22 protein-coding genes, 1 tRNA gene and 1 pseudogene are annotated in these 20,632 nt (G+C 37.2%); 6 read left to right on the plus strand and 18 right to left on the minus strand.

All coding sequences use genetic code 11. The features are described from left to right. Positions 1-16: 16 nt before the first annotated feature. From ACTNEP_RS15750 to ACTNEP_RS15760, 3 genes are all read right to left on the minus strand, one after another. Complete coding sequence (locus ACTNEP_RS15750) at positions 17-985, minus strand: sugar phosphate isomerase/epimerase family protein (RefSeq protein ID WP_441162976.1); 969 nt, start codon at positions 983-985, stop codon at positions 17-19. Positions 986-1,002: 17 nt separating this feature from the next. Beyond that, positions 1,003-2,028, minus strand: a complete 1,026-nt coding sequence (locus tag ACTNEP_RS15755) for a Gfo/Idh/MocA family protein (protein WP_441162977.1) — start codon at positions 2,026-2,028, stop codon at positions 1,003-1,005. Between the two features lie 156 nt (positions 2,029-2,184). Then, a complete protein-coding gene (locus ACTNEP_RS15760) occupies positions 2,185-2,907 on the minus strand; it encodes a ThuA domain-containing protein (protein ID WP_441162978.1) in 723 nt (240 codons plus the stop codon). A 274-nt stretch (positions 2,908-3,181) separates the two neighbouring features. Here ACTNEP_RS15760 and ACTNEP_RS15765 point away from each other — a divergent pair, with 274 nt between their 5' ends. Then, positions 3,182-3,946, plus strand: coding sequence for an AraC family transcriptional regulator (locus ACTNEP_RS15765; protein ID WP_441162979.1), 765 nt, complete (start codon positions 3,182-3,184; stop codon positions 3,944-3,946). A 6-nt stretch (positions 3,947-3,952) separates the two neighbouring features. Here ACTNEP_RS15765 and ACTNEP_RS15770 read toward each other — a convergent pair whose 3' ends face one another. From ACTNEP_RS15770 to ACTNEP_RS15790, 5 genes are all read right to left on the minus strand, one after another. Beyond that, positions 3,953-4,630, minus strand: a complete 678-nt coding sequence (locus ACTNEP_RS15770; RefSeq protein ID WP_441162980.1) for a response regulator — start codon at positions 4,628-4,630, stop codon at positions 3,953-3,955. A 172-nt stretch (positions 4,631-4,802) separates the two neighbouring features. After that, complete coding sequence (locus ACTNEP_RS15775) at positions 4,803-5,825, minus strand: hypothetical protein (RefSeq protein WP_441162981.1); 1,023 nt, start codon at positions 5,823-5,825, stop codon at positions 4,803-4,805. Positions 5,826-5,911: 86 nt separating this feature from the next. Next, positions 5,912-6,265 (minus strand): helix-turn-helix domain-containing protein, encoded by a 354-nt coding sequence (locus ACTNEP_RS15780; RefSeq protein WP_441162982.1) that lies wholly within the window; start codon positions 6,263-6,265, stop codon positions 5,912-5,914. Positions 6,266-6,324: 59 nt separating this feature from the next. Continuing rightward, complete coding sequence (locus ACTNEP_RS15785) at positions 6,325-7,443, minus strand: glycosyltransferase family 1 protein (RefSeq protein ID WP_441162983.1); 1,119 nt, start codon at positions 7,441-7,443, stop codon at positions 6,325-6,327. A gap of 655 nt (positions 7,444-8,098) precedes the next feature. Beyond that, positions 8,099-8,542 carry a DUF5392 family protein gene (locus tag ACTNEP_RS15790; protein ID WP_441162984.1) on the minus strand — a complete coding sequence of 148 codons (444 nt, stop codon included), beginning with the start codon at positions 8,540-8,542 and terminating at the stop codon, positions 8,099-8,101. A 226-nt stretch (positions 8,543-8,768) separates the two neighbouring features. On the opposite strand from ACTNEP_RS15790, the gene ACTNEP_RS15795 reads away from it, so the two are divergent. Beyond that, positions 8,769-9,488 carry a metallophosphoesterase family protein gene (locus ACTNEP_RS15795; RefSeq protein WP_441162985.1) on the plus strand — a complete coding sequence of 240 codons (720 nt, stop codon included), beginning with the start codon at positions 8,769-8,771 and terminating at the stop codon, positions 9,486-9,488. 115 nt (positions 9,489-9,603) lie between these two features. Here the strand turns inward: ACTNEP_RS15795 and ACTNEP_RS15800 are convergent, their stop codons facing one another. The 6 genes and pseudogenes from ACTNEP_RS15800 to ACTNEP_RS15825 form a co-directional block, all read right to left on the minus strand. After that, positions 9,604-11,679, minus strand: coding sequence for a heavy metal translocating P-type ATPase (locus ACTNEP_RS15800; protein ID WP_441162986.1), 2,076 nt, complete (start codon positions 11,677-11,679; stop codon positions 9,604-9,606). After that, complete coding sequence (locus tag ACTNEP_RS15805) at positions 11,651-12,001, minus strand: ArsR/SmtB family transcription factor (protein WP_441162987.1); 351 nt, start codon at positions 11,999-12,001, stop codon at positions 11,651-11,653. Before ACTNEP_RS15805 ends, ACTNEP_RS15800 begins: the two co-directional genes overlap by 29 nt. Positions 12,002-12,231: 230 nt before the next feature. Then, on the minus strand, positions 12,232-12,825 hold the full coding sequence (locus ACTNEP_RS15810; RefSeq protein WP_441163002.1) for a histidine phosphatase family protein: 594 nt from the start codon (positions 12,823-12,825) through the stop codon (positions 12,232-12,234). Positions 12,826-12,878: 53 nt separating this feature from the next. Beyond that, positions 12,879-13,540: pseudogene (locus ACTNEP_RS15815) on the minus strand (HD domain-containing protein). A gap of 170 nt (positions 13,541-13,710) precedes the next feature. After that, the gene (trmL, locus tag ACTNEP_RS15820) at positions 13,711-14,184 is read right to left on the minus strand and encodes a tRNA (uridine(34)/cytosine(34)/5-carboxymethylaminomethyluridine(34)-2'-O)-methyltransferase TrmL (RefSeq protein ID WP_441162988.1); all 474 of its coding nucleotides are present in this window, start codon (positions 14,182-14,184) and stop codon (positions 13,711-13,713) included. 153 nt (positions 14,185-14,337) lie between these two features. After that, complete coding sequence (locus ACTNEP_RS15825) at positions 14,338-15,159, minus strand: amidase domain-containing protein (protein WP_441162989.1); 822 nt, start codon at positions 15,157-15,159, stop codon at positions 14,338-14,340. 110 nt (positions 15,160-15,269) lie between these two features. Here ACTNEP_RS15825 and ACTNEP_RS15830 point away from each other — a divergent pair, with 110 nt between their 5' ends. The 4 genes from ACTNEP_RS15830 to ACTNEP_RS15845 all read left to right on the plus strand — a co-directional run bounded on the left by ACTNEP_RS15830 (position 15,270) and on the right by ACTNEP_RS15845 (position 16,764). Beyond that, positions 15,270-15,470: a helix-turn-helix transcriptional regulator gene (locus tag ACTNEP_RS15830; RefSeq protein WP_441162990.1), complete on the plus strand. Its 201-nt coding sequence runs from the start codon at positions 15,270-15,272 to the stop codon at positions 15,468-15,470. Continuing rightward, the gene (locus tag ACTNEP_RS15835) at positions 15,467-15,925 is read left to right on the plus strand and encodes a hypothetical protein (protein ID WP_441162991.1); all 459 of its coding nucleotides are present in this window, start codon (positions 15,467-15,469) and stop codon (positions 15,923-15,925) included. The genes ACTNEP_RS15830 and ACTNEP_RS15835 overlap by 4 nt, the downstream gene beginning before the upstream one ends. Positions 15,926-16,078: 153 nt before the next feature. After that, positions 16,079-16,363, plus strand: coding sequence for a hypothetical protein (locus tag ACTNEP_RS15840; protein ID WP_441162992.1), 285 nt, complete (start codon positions 16,079-16,081; stop codon positions 16,361-16,363). A 260-nt stretch (positions 16,364-16,623) separates the two neighbouring features. Next, the gene (locus ACTNEP_RS15845; protein ID WP_441162993.1) at positions 16,624-16,764 is read left to right on the plus strand and encodes a hypothetical protein; all 141 of its coding nucleotides are present in this window, start codon (positions 16,624-16,626) and stop codon (positions 16,762-16,764) included. 25 nt (positions 16,765-16,789) lie between these two features. On the opposite strand, the gene ACTNEP_RS15850 is transcribed toward ACTNEP_RS15845, so the two are convergent. The 4 genes from ACTNEP_RS15850 to ACTNEP_RS15865 form a co-directional block, all read right to left on the minus strand. Then, positions 16,790-17,302, minus strand: coding sequence for a methylated-DNA--[protein]-cysteine S-methyltransferase (locus tag ACTNEP_RS15850; protein ID WP_441162994.1), 513 nt, complete (start codon positions 17,300-17,302; stop codon positions 16,790-16,792). An 18-nt stretch (positions 17,303-17,320) separates the two neighbouring features. Next, positions 17,321-18,460, minus strand: coding sequence for a tRNA epoxyqueuosine(34) reductase QueG (gene queG / locus ACTNEP_RS15855; RefSeq protein ID WP_441162995.1), 1,140 nt, complete (start codon positions 18,458-18,460; stop codon positions 17,321-17,323). Positions 18,461-18,476: 16 nt separating this feature from the next. Beyond that, the gene (locus ACTNEP_RS15860) at positions 18,477-20,177 is read right to left on the minus strand and encodes an ABC-ATPase domain-containing protein (protein WP_441162996.1); all 1,701 of its coding nucleotides are present in this window, start codon (positions 20,175-20,177) and stop codon (positions 18,477-18,479) included. 162 nt (positions 20,178-20,339) lie between these two features. Next, positions 20,340-20,413: transfer RNA gene (locus tag ACTNEP_RS15865), tRNA-Gly, on the minus strand. Positions 20,414-20,632: the final 219 nt, after the last annotated feature.

The following is a 20,632-nucleotide window of genomic DNA, read 5'->3' on the forward strand; positions in this document are numbered from 1 at the left end:
CAGTGACTTCCTTTCCTTATGCCCACCACATCTCTGCTGGGCTTTCTTTAATATTAACTGCCTTTAAGCTATCTACAGCACGAGCAAATCCCTCATCAATCGACATTAACGGGTCTTCATGCTCAATACTCACCACATAATCATAACCATAAGTTCTTAGCGCACTAATCATCTTGGACCATTCTTCTAAGCTGTGACCACATCCGACAGAACGGAAATTCCATGCTCTGGTTTGAATGTTACCATATGGTTGCATATCTGTAAGACCATACATATTGACGTTATCCTGATCAATGTAAGTATCTTTTGCATGGAAATGGTGAATCGCATTTTCTTTTCCTAAAATCTTAATCGCTGCAACTGGATCGATTCCTTGCCACCATAAATGACTTGGATCCAAGTTAGCTCCAATCGCTGGGCTTGTTTTTTCACGAAGCTTCAGCATCGTGTATGGTGTGTGTACTAAAAACCCTGCATGTAATTCAATACCAATTTTAACGTTATGTTGTTCAGCCAGTTCACCAATTTCTTTCCAGTATGGGACCAACTTTTCTTCCCATTGCCATTTCAGAACATCTGCATATTCTGTTGGCCACGGTGCGACAGGCCAGTTTGGTGCTTTAGCGTTTTCTTGGTCTCCAGGAGTTCCCGAAAAACAGTTGACAACCGGTACACCAGAAATGCCCGCTAGTTCAATTGTTTTTCGAAGAATTTGGTCACTTTCTTCAGCAAATTGCTTATCAGGGGTTAACGGATTTCCATGGCAACTAAAGGCACTTATCGTTAAGTTTCTGTCTTTTACCGTTTGCAAATATTGCTCGCGTTTTGCTTCATCCCTGAGCAATTCATCCACCTTACAATGTGCATCACCAGGATAGCCACCGGTCCCGATTTCTACTGCATCTAAACCGTTTGCTTTCACATGATCCAGCATTTCTTCAAAGTTTTTATCAGAAAATAGTACAGTAAATACGCCAAGCTTCATTACTTTCTCCTCCTAATCTATAACGAGATATTTTTCTTCGTTTCGTTTGCATCCAGAGCTGCTAATATAATTTTTAATGATTTTAATCCTTCTTCACCATCAATTAATGGTTTTGTATCATTCTGAACACTATTCACAAAATGATCGATTACACCTGATGATGTTTGACCACCACTCTCATTTGTTTGAATTTGACCAAGTTCATAATTTACTGTTGAACCATCCGTATATGTCGCTATCAGACTGTATGAAGGATCATCTTCAAGACGAAGCATACCTTTCTCTCCATAAATAACCGTAGAGTTATCCTCACCTGCTCCATATGCCCAACTAGCTGTTAAGGTACCAATAATTCCGTCCTCACTTCGTAAAATAGTTACAGCCTGATCATCAACATCACTATTCTCTTTTGCTGATGATTCGACCATTGCTGCCACCTCAGTAAATTCCGTACCTAAAATATAACGAATCAAATCTGCCTTATGAACACCAAGGTCTCCTAACGCACCAATAAATGCTTCTTCTTTTCGGAAAAACCAACTCTCTTTTCCATCGATACTCCAACCTTCTGGCCCACCATGGCCAAACGTTGTACGGAAACTGTAGACTTTTCCTATTTCCCCATTTGCAATTAACTGCTTCGCCTTCTCATGACTAGGGACAAAACGCTGATTATGGGCAATCATTAATTTTTTCCCTGCATTATTGCTAGCTTCGATCATTCGTTCTGCCTCTTCTTGTGATGTCGCCATTGGCTTTTCACATAAAACATGCTTTCCCTGTTCTGCAGCAAATACCGAAACAGGAGCATGTAAATAGTTTGGTAAACAAACACTGACAAGGTCAGCTCCAGATTCTGTAATCGCTTGCTTATAATCGGTATAAGCCTCTGCTCGGTATTTTGATGCTGCTTGCTTAGCACGTTCCTCATTAATATCGCAAACTGCTACAATCTCGACATCAGCGTTTGCTTGATATTCTGGTAAATGACGGTGAATCGCAATACTTCCACAACCAATAACTGCTACTTTTAATTTATTCATCATTCATTTCTCCCTTTACTATTTTGTTTTATGATGGTGCTAAACATCCTGTAAGATCTCGCTTCCATCTTCAAGTAACACATGGACGCTAAGCGGGGGTTAGTACCTGCTAACACCCTCGCTTCGCTAATGATCAGTAGGGTTCAAAAAAACTGATCATCGTCTCACTTTTATTTCTTCTAATGGTTGAGCGTTTCCATAACTGGCGTACTCTCGAGTGGTCGGTTGAGCCCATCTTACAGCATTTTTAATCACTTGTTGAATATCTTTCTGATAATAGGTAGGATATGTTTCGTGACCTGGACGGAAATAAAACACCTTTCCATGACCTCTGCGATATGTACAACCGGAACGAAAAACCTCGCCACCTTCAAACCAACTGACCAGTACTAATTCGTCCGGCGCAGGAATATCAAAATGCTCGCCATACATTTCTTCTTTTTCTAATTCAATAAATTCCCCTATACCTTCTACAATCGGGTGAGATGGGTTAACCACCCACATTCTTTCTCTTTCGTCTGCTTCCCGCCATTTTAAGTCACAGCTAGTTCCCATTAATTTCTTGAAAATTTTTGAGAAATGACCGGAGTGAAGGACAATTAAACCCATTCCTTCCAAAACACGTTTGTGCACTTTCTCGACGATTTCATCTGCAACTTCATGATGAGCTAAATGTCCCCACCACAACATCACATCGGTCTTTGCCAATTTTTCATCGGTAATCCCATGATCTGGTTCATCTAATGTTGCGGTTTCAACGTGAATATCATCCGTTTGTAAAAAATCTTTAATCGCTCCATGAATCCCATGTGGATAAATCTTAGCAACTTCTTCATGCTGCTGTTCATGTCTGTATTCGTTCCATATCAATACGTTCATCCAACTACACCTCACCTTTCGTATTTGCGTAAAGTAAAAGAGCATATCCTCCTTATGATCTAGAGAGAGATATTCTTGTCACCCTTTTCATTTGTAATATAACTTAGAAATTATCTTAAATGATGAGGTGCATTTTGAACATAAATGATATAATCAAAACATGAACTATTTTGCTATTAATCCATTAATTGTTGACGAGTCTTTTTATAACTAGAAAGTAAAATCAACGTTCGACTTTCTTCTTTTCCAAAATGCACATAAACGAGGTGTTCTTATGAAAATAGGTTTTTGCGGTTATTCTTATCATCAAGATCGTTATCATACTTCACACCAATCACGTTATGCTTCCTATTTATTTCGATTACAAGCAGAAGGAAGATCACAAGTGAAGGTTAATGACGAGATAAGACATGCTGAGAAAGGTGATTTGTTGATTATCAAGCCTGGCGAGAATTATGAATTATACGTAGAAGAAGGACAACAAAGCGGTGATTTTCATTTATATTGCGAGGGGGAATCCATTGACAACCTCTTCAAGAATGCGCCGACTTTCACCAAAATCTCCAATGATGAAGCAGTATTGGATTTATGGCACCATCTTATCATTGAAGAAAGGAGGCCAAAAAAAGAAAGAAACAGTGAACTTACTTATTTTTTAGTCAGTGCACTGTGTGTTGCTTTACAAAGGGCAATTGATAAAAAAGCAAATGACGTATATCGACCATATGTTGTAACAAAAATGATGCGGTTTATTGAAGAAAACGCGACAAAACAAGGCTTCAAGGTAGAAGACATAGCGAATCATTGCAATCTTAGTGTATCAAGGTGCGTCCATTTATTTAAAGAGCATGTGAACCAAACGTTAATTGAGTACGCTCAATCGATCCGAGTATCTGCTGCGATAAACCAAATGAAATATACCACCATGACACTCGAAAATATAGCGCAAAATTGCGGATTTGGTTCATACTCTTATTTTCATCGCGTTTTCAAAAAGTATTATCATGTTTCACCTAGAGCATATCGTGAAAAAATGTAAAAGTACCTAGCCAGTCATCTCAGAGAGTAATTGTAAAAGCTCCACACGACTCTTAATTTTTAACTTTTTATAAATCAGTGACAGGTAATTTTTGACCGTTCCCTCACTAATACCTAATTGATCAGCAATCATACGGTTTGTCCAACCTTTTTTAATTAATTGAATAATTTGTAATTCACGGTGATTCAAATCTTTATGCTGATTAAATTGTTCTTTAATATAATGAAAGGAGCTTTCTCGTTCAATTTTTAATAATGCTTCTAAGCGTTGAGAAAAATATTGAACTAAACTTTGTGGAGCAACAAACTTACCATCAATAATAAATCGGAGGGTTTCCTTGAATTCGTCCAAGCCTGAGCTTTTCAAAATATACCCATCTGCTGAAACAGATAATACTGTTTCGATTGATTCTTCATCATCATATGCAGATAACAAAACAACCTTAATGTTTGGATACAATTCCTTTAACCGTTTAGCACATTCCAAGCCATTCATAATTGGCATATGAATATCTAATAAAACTAAATAGGGACAAACTTCCTTCTCCTTTATAAAGTTGATGACTTCCTGTCCATTTTTTAATGTACCAATTACCTGAAATTCTTCCATGTCTTCTACAAAATTCGTAATCATATCACGAAAAAGTGTTTGTGACTCTGCCACCACTACTGTGTGCTTTGTCATACTATATTCCTCCTCTAATAAGCGAATTTATCAATATGGATTCGTCATTCTATTACTTATACTCCCAGCACTTAATTATAACGCATTTTTTATTCGTTTTAAAGAACAACAATAATTTCACCTTTCTATTTCTCCTTACCAACAATGAAATGATAAGTTTATGAAAGTGAGCTTAACTATCTCTATACATTTTAAAAGATTGTAATACTTTTTCGATACGGCACCATTCGTTCCCTGAGGATAAATTTTCAATATGAATGATTGGCTTCTGCATTACTTCTGCTTCAAACTCTATCGAAGCATTTCTATTCCATTCCACATAAATATCCGCTTTCTCCAAATAACCAAAAACATTGGCTAATTCACCAATAAATACAACATTTTCCTCCATATGATAATCTTGAATGTAGCTATGGAGCATTGTTTCATTTGGATTAACGCCATAAAAATACCACTTAAAGTTGGTCTCTTCTTTAAGTAAAATTTTAGATATACGAATAAATCCCTCCATAATATTTTTGTTTGTTAGACTATTGGCCGACAAAATCGACAAAAATTGCTGACGGTAAAGTTTTGCATTATCTAACTTCATGACGCGGAAAAGCGTTTCCTTATAATATGGATCTTCATAATACCTAACATTAGAAAGATTTATCTTCAGCTCACTATACATCGAGTGAGAAGCAGTATAAATGATATCTTGTTTTTGTATCTGCTCACTCACAGGAACTACTGCCTCCTTAAACTGTCTGACAGGAAAGTAGTAGATTTTCCTTTCCGCTTGCACCTTATCTCTTAAATAAAATGCCGGAATACCCGGAGACAAACTAATTGCCTTATGATAAAAAGTATTACTTTCCATCAGTTCCTTACTGATATAGGACCAATATAAACGAACTATCGATGGAAAATTATAATAAGCTTTTCGAATATGTAATGGTACAGGACGAGACTGTAACATGAAATTCCAGCTCTTAGCCGACCGGAAACCATCACTGTCTTTCACTATCATCTGAGTGATAGCTGGCAATAAATGGGCTTTTATCTTAAGGCGGTAAATGAATAAAGGATGTTGCTCTGTTAATTTGACATATATTTCGGTATCAGGTTCCAAATGACGATGGATAAGGTATATTAAATGTTCCAGCGATAATCCAGGATCAAATGGATCTATGATAAATAACACCTTTTTCATTCAGCCATCACCTCTCTCCATCCTATTCTTCACAAATAGGGTCAAACCTTATAGAAGAATAGAAGATTTGTAGATTTTTTGAGTTTTTATAAGCTTCTCTTGTATTTTTCCCCATCTTGCAGGTTCTTCCATTTAATAAATTCAAAAACAATTCGATATTGATCTAGATCTTTTCTTGGAATCCCCAAGAATGTCAGGTTATTAATAAATGCACTCCATTCATGATCTTTTATAAATATTTGGTCTTTTTCTCCTAATAATGTTACTACCTCGACATCTAATACTTCTGCTATTTTTTCTACGATTTGTATCGATGGGTTATCATTTAAATTACGTTCGATATTACTTAAGTATGATTTGGACACATCTGCTCTTTCCGACAATTCAGATAAAGTTAGATTTTTACTTTTTCTGATGCGATGTATGTTAGACCCTATCATTTATCAAACCTCTAATCCAATCTATTTTCGTTTCCTTTTTGGTTGGAAAGTATGCTCATTCAAATACCATCATCTCTGAGTTGCAGATATTTTTGCTCTGTTTGTTGGGCTACTTGTTCGACGTCATAGCCTTTTTTAAATAAAATATCGGGCTCAACCGGATGCCGATATTTATGGTGATAAGCATCATACATCGCATCCAGCCATTTAATTTTATTATCTAAGGAAATGAACTGTATTAACCCTGCTCCTAAATCCACTTCCTTCGGTATTGAGTCTGAGACAATAATCGGCAATCCTGATCCTTGTGCTTCTACCAAGGTTAATGGTAATCCCTCATGTAATGACGGGAATACAAGTAGATCAAATACTTGTAGCCATTTTTCTATACCCTCTGTATCCCCTAATAGAATGACATGATCTTGAATATTATACTGCCTGATTTGTGCTTTAATCTGTTCTTTTAATGGGCCATCACCAACTAATAGCAGTTTTGACTTCGGAAATTTCCTACGAAAGCCAACAAATAATTCAATTAGATATTGATGGTTTTTTTGAATGGAAAATCTTCCAATGTGGCCGATGACATATTCCTTCTCACTGATTTGCAACTCTTTTCTTCCCTGTTCCCTAAGTGAATGTGAATAACAGAAGTGTTCAAGCTCGATAGCTTTAAACATAATTTCTGCATGCTTTGAATTGCTTTTGAATAACCATTCAGCTGCTTCACGAGAGCAAGCAAAGTAATGGGTAGCATACATTGGAATAAATCCACCGGCAATATTTTTTAAGCATTTTTCTATGGGTGTACCATCACTTTTGATGTTATGACTATGCGCAACTCTGACTGGAATTCCCACTCTTTTTGCAGCTTTTAACGGAAAGACACTCATTTGATCTATATGCGAATGCACAACTATGTAAAACCGATGTCCTTTAAAAAAATTTCGTAAGGCTTTTTGATATCCTTGAATTCCAGCTTCACTAATTGACGGAATGCGATATATATGACCACCCAAACGATGGATCTCCTCGTCATATTCTCCCTGTTCATTTGTTAAAAAATCAAATTGTATTTTCTTGCGATCTAATTTACGATACACGTTCATTATCATCGCACTTGCTTCATGATGATGCATACTGTATACAACATGCAAAATCCTTAGTGCACTTTCCAATTTCGTTCCTCCTCTGTTCCAACCTCTTTTTTCATTATAACGAACAACGGTATGTAAAGTTGTCGACAAGAAAGATCAAATGTGCTTTTTCATCTTAAAAGGTCGTTAAATTCAACATTTTTCTTGTTTAAAAGTGGCAGTTGTCCTTATTTTTATTCATTATAGAGAACATCATAACTATATTCTCATGATTCAGAAAGGTTGTCAACTATTATCATGGTCACATTCTTTTCGATCAAATAATAAGAGGCTGGGGCAAAAGAAATGAATAATCAAAAAAATCCAAACGATTATTCAAACAGACCTTGAAATCGTTTGGATTTGCCTATTTATTAGGGACATTTTACGCACTAACTTATGTTGCTTCGTAGTAATTCTTGAGAGGCTAAAATTGCATAACAATCGCTCCGGCTGTCGACTTTCCTTTTCATGGGTTTTTGCGCATCAGAAAGCGAAACGATCAGCCAGAGCGGATGCTTTGCACTCGATATCATAAAACGTAAGTTAGTGAAAAGTAGTATCCCTATATTGCGCAATAATACGTATTGCATCATTCGTATTGGATGTGAAGAAAATAGGGTATGTCCCAATCTCTTACAGCAATTTATTACCATTGTTAATCCGGTAAAAACTTCACTAATGGAAGTTCCCATTATTAGTCTTCCATCATTTTTCTCCTGTCATTTTCTTCTGTCAGGAAATTAATGAAAGTTTGTAAGCCCATCTTTGGTTGTGATTTAATTAAAGAAATATAATCTCTTTTTTTGTGTTCATTGAGGATGTCACTTTTCTCTATTCTTGTTACCATATGTTCCATCTCTAATTTTTTAATTTCTTTCTTAATGTGTTTTGACTCCTTATATAGTGCCATACCAACAGCTGCCATTAGTGCATAGACTATCCCAACGGCAACCATTCCATTGGAAAAGCCACCAAAAAACAAGAAAAAGATTAAGTTAAAAACCGAGATAAACAATAAGGGAATAGCAAACATCATATATTTAGCATTTTTCTTAATTAAAGGATTTATTTTATTAAACAATTTTTCTAATTCACTTTTCATAAATGTTGGTAAGTTATTGGTAAAAAATGAAACCATATCGATAACCTCCTTAATAGAGTTATACCCTATTTTTAGATAAGAAAAACCTACACCTTCAAAATTGGTATAGGAATAAAGAATCTTATCTTACTATACTACTATTATATGTTCTATGACCTTAGAACGTCAAAATCTTTGCTTTATCGAAAGGGTATATCTTACACTATATCCATGGAGATCATGTGATAAAGGAAAACGACAAACTTTTATTGGAGGTAACATCATGAGATTCGCTTTTATTTCTGATATTCACGGAAACGCGGTAGCTTTAGAAAAAGTGCTAGATGATATCGAGAAAAAACAAGTTGATCGTATCATTGTCCTAGGTGATATCGCTTATCGAGGACCTGAACCATCCAAGTCAGTAAATATCATTCGTGGACTAAACACAGATGTTATCAAAGGAAATGCCGATGAATGGGTTGTCAGAGGTGTCCGGGAAGGTGAAGTCCCAAACCAGGCATTGGAGACAATGCAGCAAGAACAAAAGTGGATTAAAAAACAACTGAATGAAGAGCAACTTTCCTATTTGGAATCACTACCGACAGAATTAACTTTAGAACAAGATGGTATCCGCATGCATGCTTTCCATGCGACTCCTGACAGTTTATTTGATGTTATCTTACCTAATGCATCAGATCATGACCTATTGAAACAACTGACAACAAAAGAAGATGCTGACATTTATTTATATGGGCATATTCACAAAGCATATCAACGGACAGTAGAAGGTAAAACCATCATCAATTCAGGTAGTATCGGTTTACCTTTTGACGGGATTTCCAAAGCTTCCTATTGCCTTGTTGATATTATAGGTGGACAAGTTCAAACAAGTCATGTACGTGTTCCATACGATTTGGATAAAGTATGCAAGCAATATCAGGATTTTGACTATCCAAACATAGAAATGATGCAGAATATTATCCGCTCCGGTCGTAACTAATAAGGAAATAATCTATGCCTCTCGCAAGATAGAGATGTCTGTTCACGAGAATTCTCGTTTTATCTCGCGAACAGGCGTAGTTATCTTGCGAAGAGAAGCACATATCTTGTGAACACTATCTATCTTTCTTCTGCATTAACCGTAAGGCATTTAACACAACCAAGAGTGTCGCTCCCATATCTGCGAATATTGCGATCCACAACGTTAACCAGCCAGGTATGACTAGTAAGAGGGCCACTACTTTTAATAATAACGATAAGAAAATGTTTTCTTTTATTATGCGTAACGTACGCTTACTTAACTGGATCGAATCAGGAATTTTAGAGATGTCATCTCCCATTAAAGCAATATCTGCTGTTTCCAAGGCGACATCGGTACCTGCTCCCCCCATCGCAATACCTACATTTGCTTCAGCTAATGCAGGCGCATCATTAATACCGTCACCAACCATCGCCACACGATAAGACTGTTTTAATTGCCTAATATACGATAGTTTCTCCTCTGGAAAAAGCTCTGCTTTTACATCAGAGACTCCCGTTTTCTCTCCGATTTCGTTGGCTACATTGGCTACATCACCAGTCAGCATTACTGTTTTAGCTATACCTAACTGGTGGAGTTTTTCTATATGCCGTCTAATTTCTGGTCTTGGCTGATCAGAAACCTTTATATACCCGATTATTTCATCATCAGTACCGACATATAATGTGGTATCACCTGACACTACTGGAAGCTCACTAGCTTCAAATAGCTTGGCATTCCCAATTTTATAACGCACACCATTGACGAGAGCTGTAATTCCTTTTCCGGTAAGAGATTGAAATTGTGTTACCTCCGGTAAGGATAATTTCTGTGTTTTCTTTTGAATAGCACGTGCCACTGGATGCTCTGAATAGCTTTCCATTGCACCTGCTATTTGTAAAAGTTCTTCTTCCGAACCACGAATAGCCTTCACTTCTGTTACAACTGGCTTACCAAGTGTAATAGTACCGGTTTTATCAAATGCGACAGTATCAATGCTTGCCAACTGCTCTAGATGAACACCACCTTTTATCAATACACCATTTCGAGCCGCATTGCCGATCGCTGTTACAATTGCAACAGGGGTTGAAATCACCAATGCACAAGGGCAGCCGACAACTAATACAGCTAAACCATTATAGATCCATGTCTCCCATTCCCCACCAAATGCAGGTGGTATAACACTCACAAGTAAAGCTAGTACCATAATAGCGGGAGTGTAGTATTTGGCAAAACGGTCTACAAATTGCTGAGTAGGTGCTTTATTAGCTTGGGCTTCTTCAACTAAGTGAATAATTTTAGCAATTGTTGTGTCCTCACTTGATTTAGTTACTTCGACTACTAGAGCTCCTTCTTCATTTACCGATCCTGCATAAACAGTAGCTCCTTTCCCTTTCTCTATTGGAACAGATTCACCTGTGATTGCCGACTGATTAACAAAGGACCGTCCATCTTTGACGATACCGTCCATAGCTATCTTTTCACCTGGCTTTACAATCATAGTATCGCCGATTTGCACTTCTTCTACATCTATCTCTATTAATTGACTTCCTCGTTTTACTGTCGCACGACTAGGTGCAACTTCCATTAATGATTGGATCGAATTGCGTGCCTTATCCATTGAATAGCTTTCTAGTGCCTCACTTAAAGCAAACAGAAATACAACTACGGCAGCCTCTGCCCATTCACCAATAATCGCTGCGCCAATTACAGCAATCGTCATTAAGGTTTTCATATCGAAATGGAGCTTTAACAAATTTTTGCTTCCCGTTTTGATTAACTCATAGCCACCAATAGCAATTGCTAGTAGGAATGTGCCAATCGTTACAACGTGATGTTCCCCTATTTGAAAATATAAAGCATAACCAATGATGACAAATAATAAAGAAAGAAAAGTTAACTGATTTTCTCTTTTTCGATAAAAAGGAATCGTTGGTGCTTTCATTTTTTCTGGATACACTTTAATATGATCGAACGCACCTGCTTGTTCCAGTTGTTCGATCGTTGCTTCCCCATAAATGGTTAATTTGGCAGCAGAAAAATTGATGTGTACATCTTGAACGCTTTCCATGTTACGGATGTTTTTCTCGAATGTAGCAGCACAATTTGTACACGATAAACCTTGCAGTCGAAATACTTGTTTATCAGCCAACTTGTACACCTTCCTCTGCATGTGCCTTTGCAATCGTAACAAGTTGACGAACATGATCATCTTTTAGGGAATAGAAGACAAGCTTTCCTTCCTTACGGTATTTTGCCAACCCCATATTGCGAAGCATTCGCAGATGATGGGAGGCAGTTGCAGTAGAAGATCCAATGATATTGGCTACATCACAAACACATAATTCTTTCTCTAAAGTTAGGGCATAGGTTATTTTCAAACGTGTTGCATCTGATAATGCTTTAAAAATCATTTCTACACCTGTTACTTTTTCTATTTCTGGTTGTATTCGCGCTACAACCGCTTCATCATAACAATATGTTTCACACTTCATCCAAGACACCTCATTCAAATATTCATTTGATTATTTGAATATAGTATATGATAGAAAGTAGTAATTGTCACTACTTATGCACTTTGCTAATTAGACGGAGTGCTACTCTTTGACAAGCTTGCTCTTCTCCAATATTTTAACCGTTCATTCGGAATTAGATACTAACTTACAGAAAATAAAGGGGGACTATTTTCTGTAAGTTTAGCACCGTGATAAACACGGTATTACTTTCACATACTGCCTTCTTCACTATACCCTGAAAGGTGACCTTTCTGATTATAACCTTTTATTTGCCATATTTCTTCGACATTTTCAATATGGCTGATCCCTCCATTCACAAGTCGGGTCTTGCCTGAACCGATTTTCCCATCAGAAAAATGAGCTAAAATCGCATTGATCACAGCACCATGGGCTACAAGTAATACTTTCTTTCCTTTATGTATGTCATGGATCTTCTGGATTCCATCTACTAGACGTTCTCTAAGTACTTCATTACTTTCTTGATTTGGATAAATTCCATCAGGGAATGCCTTCATCCGTTCGATTACTGTCATTCCTTCAGCCTCGCCAAATCCTCTTTCTCGAAAATCACCCATTTCTATCAAAGGCAAGTCGAGATATTTATTAATGATGGTAGCTGTTTCCTTTGCTCGTTGTAAAGGACTGGTAATCAGCACATCCCATTCGTTATCTTGTAAATAGCGTCCACATTCATTTGCTTGTGAACGACCATTATTATTTAAAGGGATATCTGTCTGTCCCTGAATTTTCCCAAGAGCGTTCCAATCTGTTTCCCCATGTCTAACAAAGCAAATGGATGTCATGCCAAACTCTCCTTTATTTTTTATCACGGCGCTAACCGTCCTAAACTCTGCAACTAATGGAAGTCTCCCCTCATATCGTAGCCAGTCTCTTGATAAAATACTTCCAAAAACTGTTCCATGAAGCGATGTCTTTCTTCGGCTAATTGATAACCTGTTCTCGTGTTCATTAAATCTTTTAATTTTAATAATTTTTCATAGAAATGATGGATGGCACTTGAATTACCATGACGATATTCTTCTTGTGTCATCTGATCTCGCACTTCTAAACTAGGATCATAGATTAGCTGTCCTTTTTTACCAGCATAGACAAAACATCGTGCGATCCCAATAGCCCCAATCGCATCCAACCTGTCTGCATCCTGAACAACTTGTCCTTCGATTGTTTCAAGTGGATTACCATTACCCCCTTAAATGAAATATGTTGAATGATCGATAAAATATGTTCGGTATCATGTTGCGCTACCCCATGTTGATCAAGCCACTCTCTAATAACTATTATTCCTTGCTCTTCACTTTCTACAACTTTATCATCTGCTAAATCATGTAATAAAGCCGCTAATGTTACGATAAAAAGATCTGCCTTCTCTTTCTCGGCAAGCTGTTTAGCTTTAGTGGTTACACGTTCAATATGATACCAGTCATGACCAGATCCCTCACCTAACAATTTCTTGCGTACCATTTCTTCTGTCAGATTGATGACAGTTTGCTGCTCCATTAGATTACCCTCCTAAAATAAGATTTCGAGTGAAGCTTTCTCCCAGTCTTTTGGGAGTTATGTGCCCATAGAAACAGAAGTAAACACTCAACAAAATGCAAACGGATAAAAATAAATCGATCTTGCCTTTTCTTGCTAATAGATAAAAAACCACAACAAAAATGCTGTGGTTAGCTTAATCCTGGAAAGCCTTGCTGTTTCAAGACATCATAAACAATAATTGCTGCTGTATTCGATAAATTCAAGGAGCGCACCTTATCTGTCATATGGATGCGAAGGCACCGATCTTCCTTACCTTCCAAAAGCTCTTTTGGAATTCCATTCGTTTCACGCCCAAAAACAAAAAATAGATCTTTATCACTGTCACTAAAATCAAAATCAGTATAATGTTTCGTGCCAAAATTTTCAATATAATAAAACTCACCATTAGGGAATGTTTCATATAGTTCATCCAACGAATCATAATAATTGATCGAAACATCATGCCAATAGTCTAATCCAGCTCGACGTAACATTTTATCATCCGTTGAAAAACCAAGTGGCCGGATTAAGTGTAAATGCACATTTGTTGCCAAACAAGTTCTTGCAATATTTCCTGTGTTTGCAGGAATCTCTGGTTGATATAAAACGACATGGACTGCCAATGAATTTCACCTCTAATATTGCTTATTAACCTAGTTATTATATCATAATCATTATCAAGGTGCTAACTGTCCACCATACCCCACTTCATATTGAAGAATATCTGTTCAAGCTCCCACAGATTGAAATCTCACTTTATCTTTGGCATCCTGTTCTTAGCCTATTCGAAAAAAACGATAATCGCAGTCCGGTGTCCATGCTGCTGAATCTTCATATGTCCAATATCGGTGACGACTGTTATTTGTATGGGCGTTCACTAACGGCATATTTTGACTGTCTTTGGCAACAACAATGGTTGTATGATCCCATCTTCCATCTCCTTGAAAATCATAACAAATGACATCGCCAGGCAAAAGATTTTCCGGATTATCTAACTCTTTTCCCTTCAAGCCAGTTGTCGCCCCACTTAAATACCATCTAAATGCATTTGCTACCGACCAGCTGAAACTCCAATTATCTCCTTGATACCACCAACCTTTCGACCGGTTCGGAGCACCATGCATTGGTGCTCCCCCTGCTCTTAAACATTGTGAAATATAATTCGTACAATCATTATCTTCAAAAAAACGATAGGCAGGGTTTGCATCATTCCACCATCGTTCTGCATATTGAACGGCTGCTCTCCTGTCATAATCAAAGCGAACCGGATTTTGATCCGCTTCTACCTTTTCTGGTTTTAATGTTGTCCGAAATGTCATCTCGTTATCTTCTATTAATTTCTCATTTTCTACTATAGCAATGTGATACTCTATCCCTTCTTCATGATAAAAATTGTCCTGATCCTCAATAAACAGTTTGAGATACAATTGATACGGAATTTCTGTTTGTTTAGCATTTTCTCTTATGCCTTGTTTTTTTCCTATTATGTCAATATGTTTGATTTTTTTACCATATTTCATATGAAGCTGTTGTTTTTTACGCAGTTTGTTATGCCAATTATCCTTCCAATAGCTTCTGATTAACTGCCATTCTGTCATGTAATCCCCTCCTGTTTTCCATTTATATTCAATAATCTTGCAATTAGTCTCACAATAATGTAATATATAATTAACATTTGTAATATATATATTACATAAGAGGAGGCATTATGAAAAACCAAGTTAAAATCACACGGGTGATGTTAAATATTACACAGGGAGAACTAGCTAAACAAGTTGGAGTAACACGGCAAACAATCGGATTAATTGAAAAGGGTGAATATAATCCCACGCTTCAATTATGTATTGCCATTGCCAAAGCATTAAATAAAACTTTGGATGATTTGTTTTGGGAGGTAGAGGAAGAATGAAAACATGGATATCTTTTTTATTACCAAATGATGAATACAAAGAAAGAAGACTACTCTATTTTTATGCAGAAGGAGCGATTCTTCTAGTCATTTCCCTTCTGCTAGCATTCATTTTTGCTAATTACATTGTCTTGGACTTTCAACTATTTATCTTAATTGCTTTAGGAATATATGGACTTTATGTAATGATCCGCTATTCTCTTTCGGGAATGGAATATACAGAAGTTGATAACCAAAAAGCTTATAAAAGGGAATTAAAAGTGCTTTCTATCAAAACGACCAGCTTCGTCATCATCTTCTTTTCCCTTTATTTACTTTTTGTTGAATTTCCTAATGAACTTAGGGACTTATATAATCTGATAGGACTGTTGTGTCTGGTTTCCCTATTATGGTTTATGATTGGTTTTATCTCATTAAAATCTTCCTACCAAAAAAACAAGAAACTAGTTGATTGAGTTTACACCAAGATGTCAATTTATCAAGAAAATTTCAAAAAAATTACTATATTTTAACTAGATTACTATTTAATTAAGTATCGCTTTTATACGATTATTTGGTTTTCTTCCTGGGTATAAGTGTTATGAACACACTTTAAGGAGGAATGGGAAATGAAGAAAAAAATATTATCAATGATTGGAATTTCTGTATTAACTGTAGGTGGTTTAACTGCTTGTGGCGGGGAGGAAGAACCAGCTCCTGGTGAAGAAGCACCAATGGAAGAACCGGCTCCAACAACACCAGAAGAAGAACCAGCTCCAACGCCAGAGGAAGATCCAGCTACTGAAGAGGAAGCTCCAATGGATGAAGAAGCGCCTGCAGATGAAGAGGCTCCAACTGAAGAAGGTATCGATGGTGGAGAAGAAAACACAGAAGGCGACGTTGAATTAGAATAATATCGATAGATGCAAAAGGTAAGCGAGTAGTCGCTTACCTTTTTAATTTATATATCCCACTTCTCTTCAACAATTACATCATATTCTAGGTAAAACACTCTTTTACAAACAGCCATTATAACTCTATTATTCTTTCGATAAGTAGGATCTTTCTTCTATTAAGCAAATGTTAAAAATATTAATTTTAGTTAATATATGGTATTTTTAGTTGTGTTTATCCATATTGATTTTTAGAATGGACATTGAAGGAGGGATAATTGATGAAAAAGAAATGGCTTTCTCTTTTAGCTGTTGCTTTCTTAGCATTTGGTACACTGACTGCATGTGCTAACGAAGAGGAAAGTGACACTGAAGACCAAACAGAAGAAACTACTGAGACAACTGAAGAAGAAACAGAATAAAAAAACTTATAAAGGCAGAAGTAGATCAAGCTTCTGCCTTCTCTAAAGCCAATAAATATTCTTTTTTATCCAAGCCTCCACCATAGCCGACCAGCTTTCCATTTTTTCCAATTACTCGATGGCAGGGAATAATGATAGAAATCGGATTTTTGTTATTAGCACCTCCAACCGCACGCACCGCTTTTGGTGAATCAATGCTTGAAGCAATATCGAAATAAGAACATGTTTCCCCATATCCTAAGTTTGCTAAAGCCTGCCATACTTTTTGTTGAAAAGGAGTACCATAAAATTTATATGGTACCGAAAATATCTTTCGCTCTCTATTAAAATATTGATCTAATTGTATAATCGCCTCTTTTAATGGCTGCTTGGACTCTATTAGTAAAGTTGGTAGGGAATGTTTTTCAGCCCAAGCGGTAACCTCTTCTTCATTATCTCGAATGGTTCCAAATTTAGTTAAAACAAGATGGTGATCATAGCTTACAAGTAAAATCGTACCGATCGGGGAATCATATTGAAAATAAAAAAGTGCATCCATTTATTTTACCTCCAGCATTTATTTTGACAGCTTCTCAAATTGCAGTCCCTTTTTCATTTCTTCTACAACATCTGGATCCTTTTCCTTCTCTATTGCTTCTCTAATAGCTTGTAATCCTTGCTCCTGACCAATTTTGCCAATTGCCCATGCTGCTGTTCCACGAATAACAGGACGTGGATCATGCTTCATTAATTCAATTAACTTATCAGTGGCAGATGCTTCCTTATAATGGGCTAATGCAAGTATCGCATTTCGTTGGATCGGTTTTTTTCCACGCCATGAACCAGCCATTTTTCCAAATTTCTCTTTGAATTCACGATTAGAAATGTCCAATAACTCAACAAGCAGCGGTTTTACTAAATCGGGGTCTGGTTCAAATTCTTCATGGTGATGAAAATCTACACCTTTATTATAAGGGCATACTACCTGACAGGTCTCAAATCCATAAATAAAATTACCAAGCTTTTCCCGATGCTCGTCTGGCATAAAACCCTTTGTTTGAGTAAGAAAAGCAAGACATTGCTGTGCATTTAACCTTCCTGGTTCAACAAGTGCTCCTGTTGGACACGCATCTATGCATTTCGTACATGTTCCACAGCCATCATCAAGCGGCTCATCAGGTGAAAAAGGAATATTGGTAATCATCTCGCCTAAATAGATATAAGTACCATACTCTTGAGAAATGATAAACGAATTTTTTCCGCTAAAACCAATGCCTGCACGCTCGGCAACTGCTCGATCAGACAACTCTCCAGTGTCTACCATAGAACTAGCTTGAAAGCCTGGTACCCTTTCCTCTAAAAAGGACGCCAATTTGTCTAATTTGTCTTGTAAAACGATATGGTAATCTGTTCCCCATGAAGCACGGGCAAACATCCCACGGCGGGCGCCTTTGACACTTCTCGGTTCATGTTTAATTTTGGTAGGATACGCAAGTGCAATGGCAATGATCGACTCGGCACCTGGCATTAGTCGTTCAGGCTCTGTTCTTTCTTCTATTGTACCTTTTTCAAAACCTGATGCATAATCTAACGCTTGCTGTTCCTCTAACCTTGCTTTCAATTCAGAAAAAGGGGCCGCACTTGCAAAACCAATTTTATCAACTCCTATTTCTTGGCTGTAAGCTATTAACGCTTCTTTCAGCTGTTGATATGCCATTACACTCACCTCCTTTTTAGTTCACTTCAGCTGTCCTCATGCGGTTCAAGCAGGCTGCAATTTCATAACGTCTTGGACGAGCTAAGTCTCCTGGATGCTGATGTGGAAACGGTGCAAGCTTACTTAAACCATGCTGGTCGATGATGTTTTCGATCTCATCGAGCAATGACGCTAGTGTTTTTCCTTGCTTTAAAGTCCCTTCTGCCTCCATGTAGCGTAGCAGTTCTGCAATAGCGCGTGTTTGGGAAGCATCAACTAACTGTTCCACACCTTGGAGCTGAATTGTCGATGTCCCCATCAAGATTGTATAGAGACTTTTTGCCTGCACTTTTTTCTTTTTTCCTTTTTGCAATTTTAGACTTTGTGGTAGGAAGACACGCTGGTTCCTATTATTTGTCAGCTTCTCCATAACTGGTTGACGATAAACAGGATGATTTTTTACGATTTCGCGTGCCTTATCGGTAACATTAAATGGTTGATATTGATCCATCATGATTACTTCATCTGCAACATCAAAATAATCACCCGATCCTCCCATCACTAATATCGTTGATACATTCAAATCATCTCGTAGTTGTTTAATTTTATCAATAAAAGGAGTAATGGGTTCCTTTTCCTGATGAACAAGTGCCTGCATACGAGCATCACGTATCATAAAGTTCGTCGCACTTGTATCTTCATCAATTAACAAAGTTGTTGCACCAGCCTCAATTGCTTCCACTACGTTAGCTGCTTGTGAGGTACTGCCACTGGCATTCTCTGTTGTAAATTTTAGAGTTGTTTGCCCATGTGGTAAGTCATTAATAAAAGCTGATATATTAACAGATGTTACTTGTCTACCATCCTCTGCTCTTATCTTTACAGCATCAGGATCTGTTAACACATATTCTCGACCGTCACCACGAATATGATGATAAACACCTTTCTCCAAAGCCTGCAATACTGTACTTTTACCATGATACCCACCACCAACAATTAAACTGATGCCTTTCTTGATTGCCATTCCTGTTAATGGTTTGTCTAGATGTGGAAGCTGAATTTCCACTCGATTTTCTTCTGGGCTTTTAAATGGTACTGCTTTTTTTAATGGCCTATTGCTTACACCACTTTCTCTTGGAAGAATAGCACCATCTGCTATAAAGGCAACCCAATTATTTTCTTTCATCTTTTCTCGGATTGCCAAATGCTGGTCTGCGAGTTGGACACTTTTAAGCAATTCATCATCTGTAACGGCAAATATCGAATTTCGAAGAATCGAGGGGATAATCGTGAAAAACAGTTTCTCTGCTTCCTTCCCATTTATACGACGTCCATTTGCAGGCAAACCAACCGACAAACAGATAATGGTTTTATCTTTTTTGATTTGTACCGCAGTTCGTTCCAGAATTTCTTGACCAGGTTTGTCTATATGAACTAATCCACTTTTACCAGATCCACGGGAATGTTCTGACTCAACTTGAATCGCTTTCGCTACTGCTCTAGCAATATGATCTGCTACATATATGTTTCTTTCTTTTAACTGTTTCCATTCGTCTTTAATTGGACGATATGCATCAGGAATAACGATACGGATTTTCGACGGGGAAGCAAATGGATCTCCCTGTACGTAATCTATACATATTTCATAACGGTGAAAAGAATAGCGTCCCTGAATCGATTTATAGGCTTTATATCCTTTTCCATCTATATTTTGTAAGAGTTGTTGTAACTTCTTCATGTTATCAGAACTCCTCTTTTGGATAATTATTCATTCCTTTTCTACAATACTAGTTTTAAACAATTGTTCGCAAGTATTTTTTCATGCTTTTTGATTCAATGAAACAATAAAAAAACGTAATGCTTCATTTTAAAACGAAACACTACGTTCAACCCTATGTAATGGAGCGGGTGAAGGGAATCGAACCCTCGACATCAGCTTGGAAGGCTGAGGTTTTACCACTAAACTACACCCGCATAACTAACCAATAACAGTTTTAAGACTTCTCCACGCAATACATGTTCCTGCATCTTCTAGCTTTCTCAGTGATGTTCATGCTTCGGAACAACTCGATGTAGTTTCGAAAGATGATTCGCTCGTGGCTGAGGTTTTACCACTAAACTACACCCGCATAACTAACCAATAACAGTTTTAAGACTTCTCTACGCAATACATGTTCCTGCATCTTCTAGCTT

The organism is Gracilibacillus sp. HCP3S3_G5_2, from assembly GCF_052063305.1.
Classification (GTDB): Bacteria; Bacillota; Bacilli; order Bacillales; family Amphibacillaceae; genus Gracilibacillus.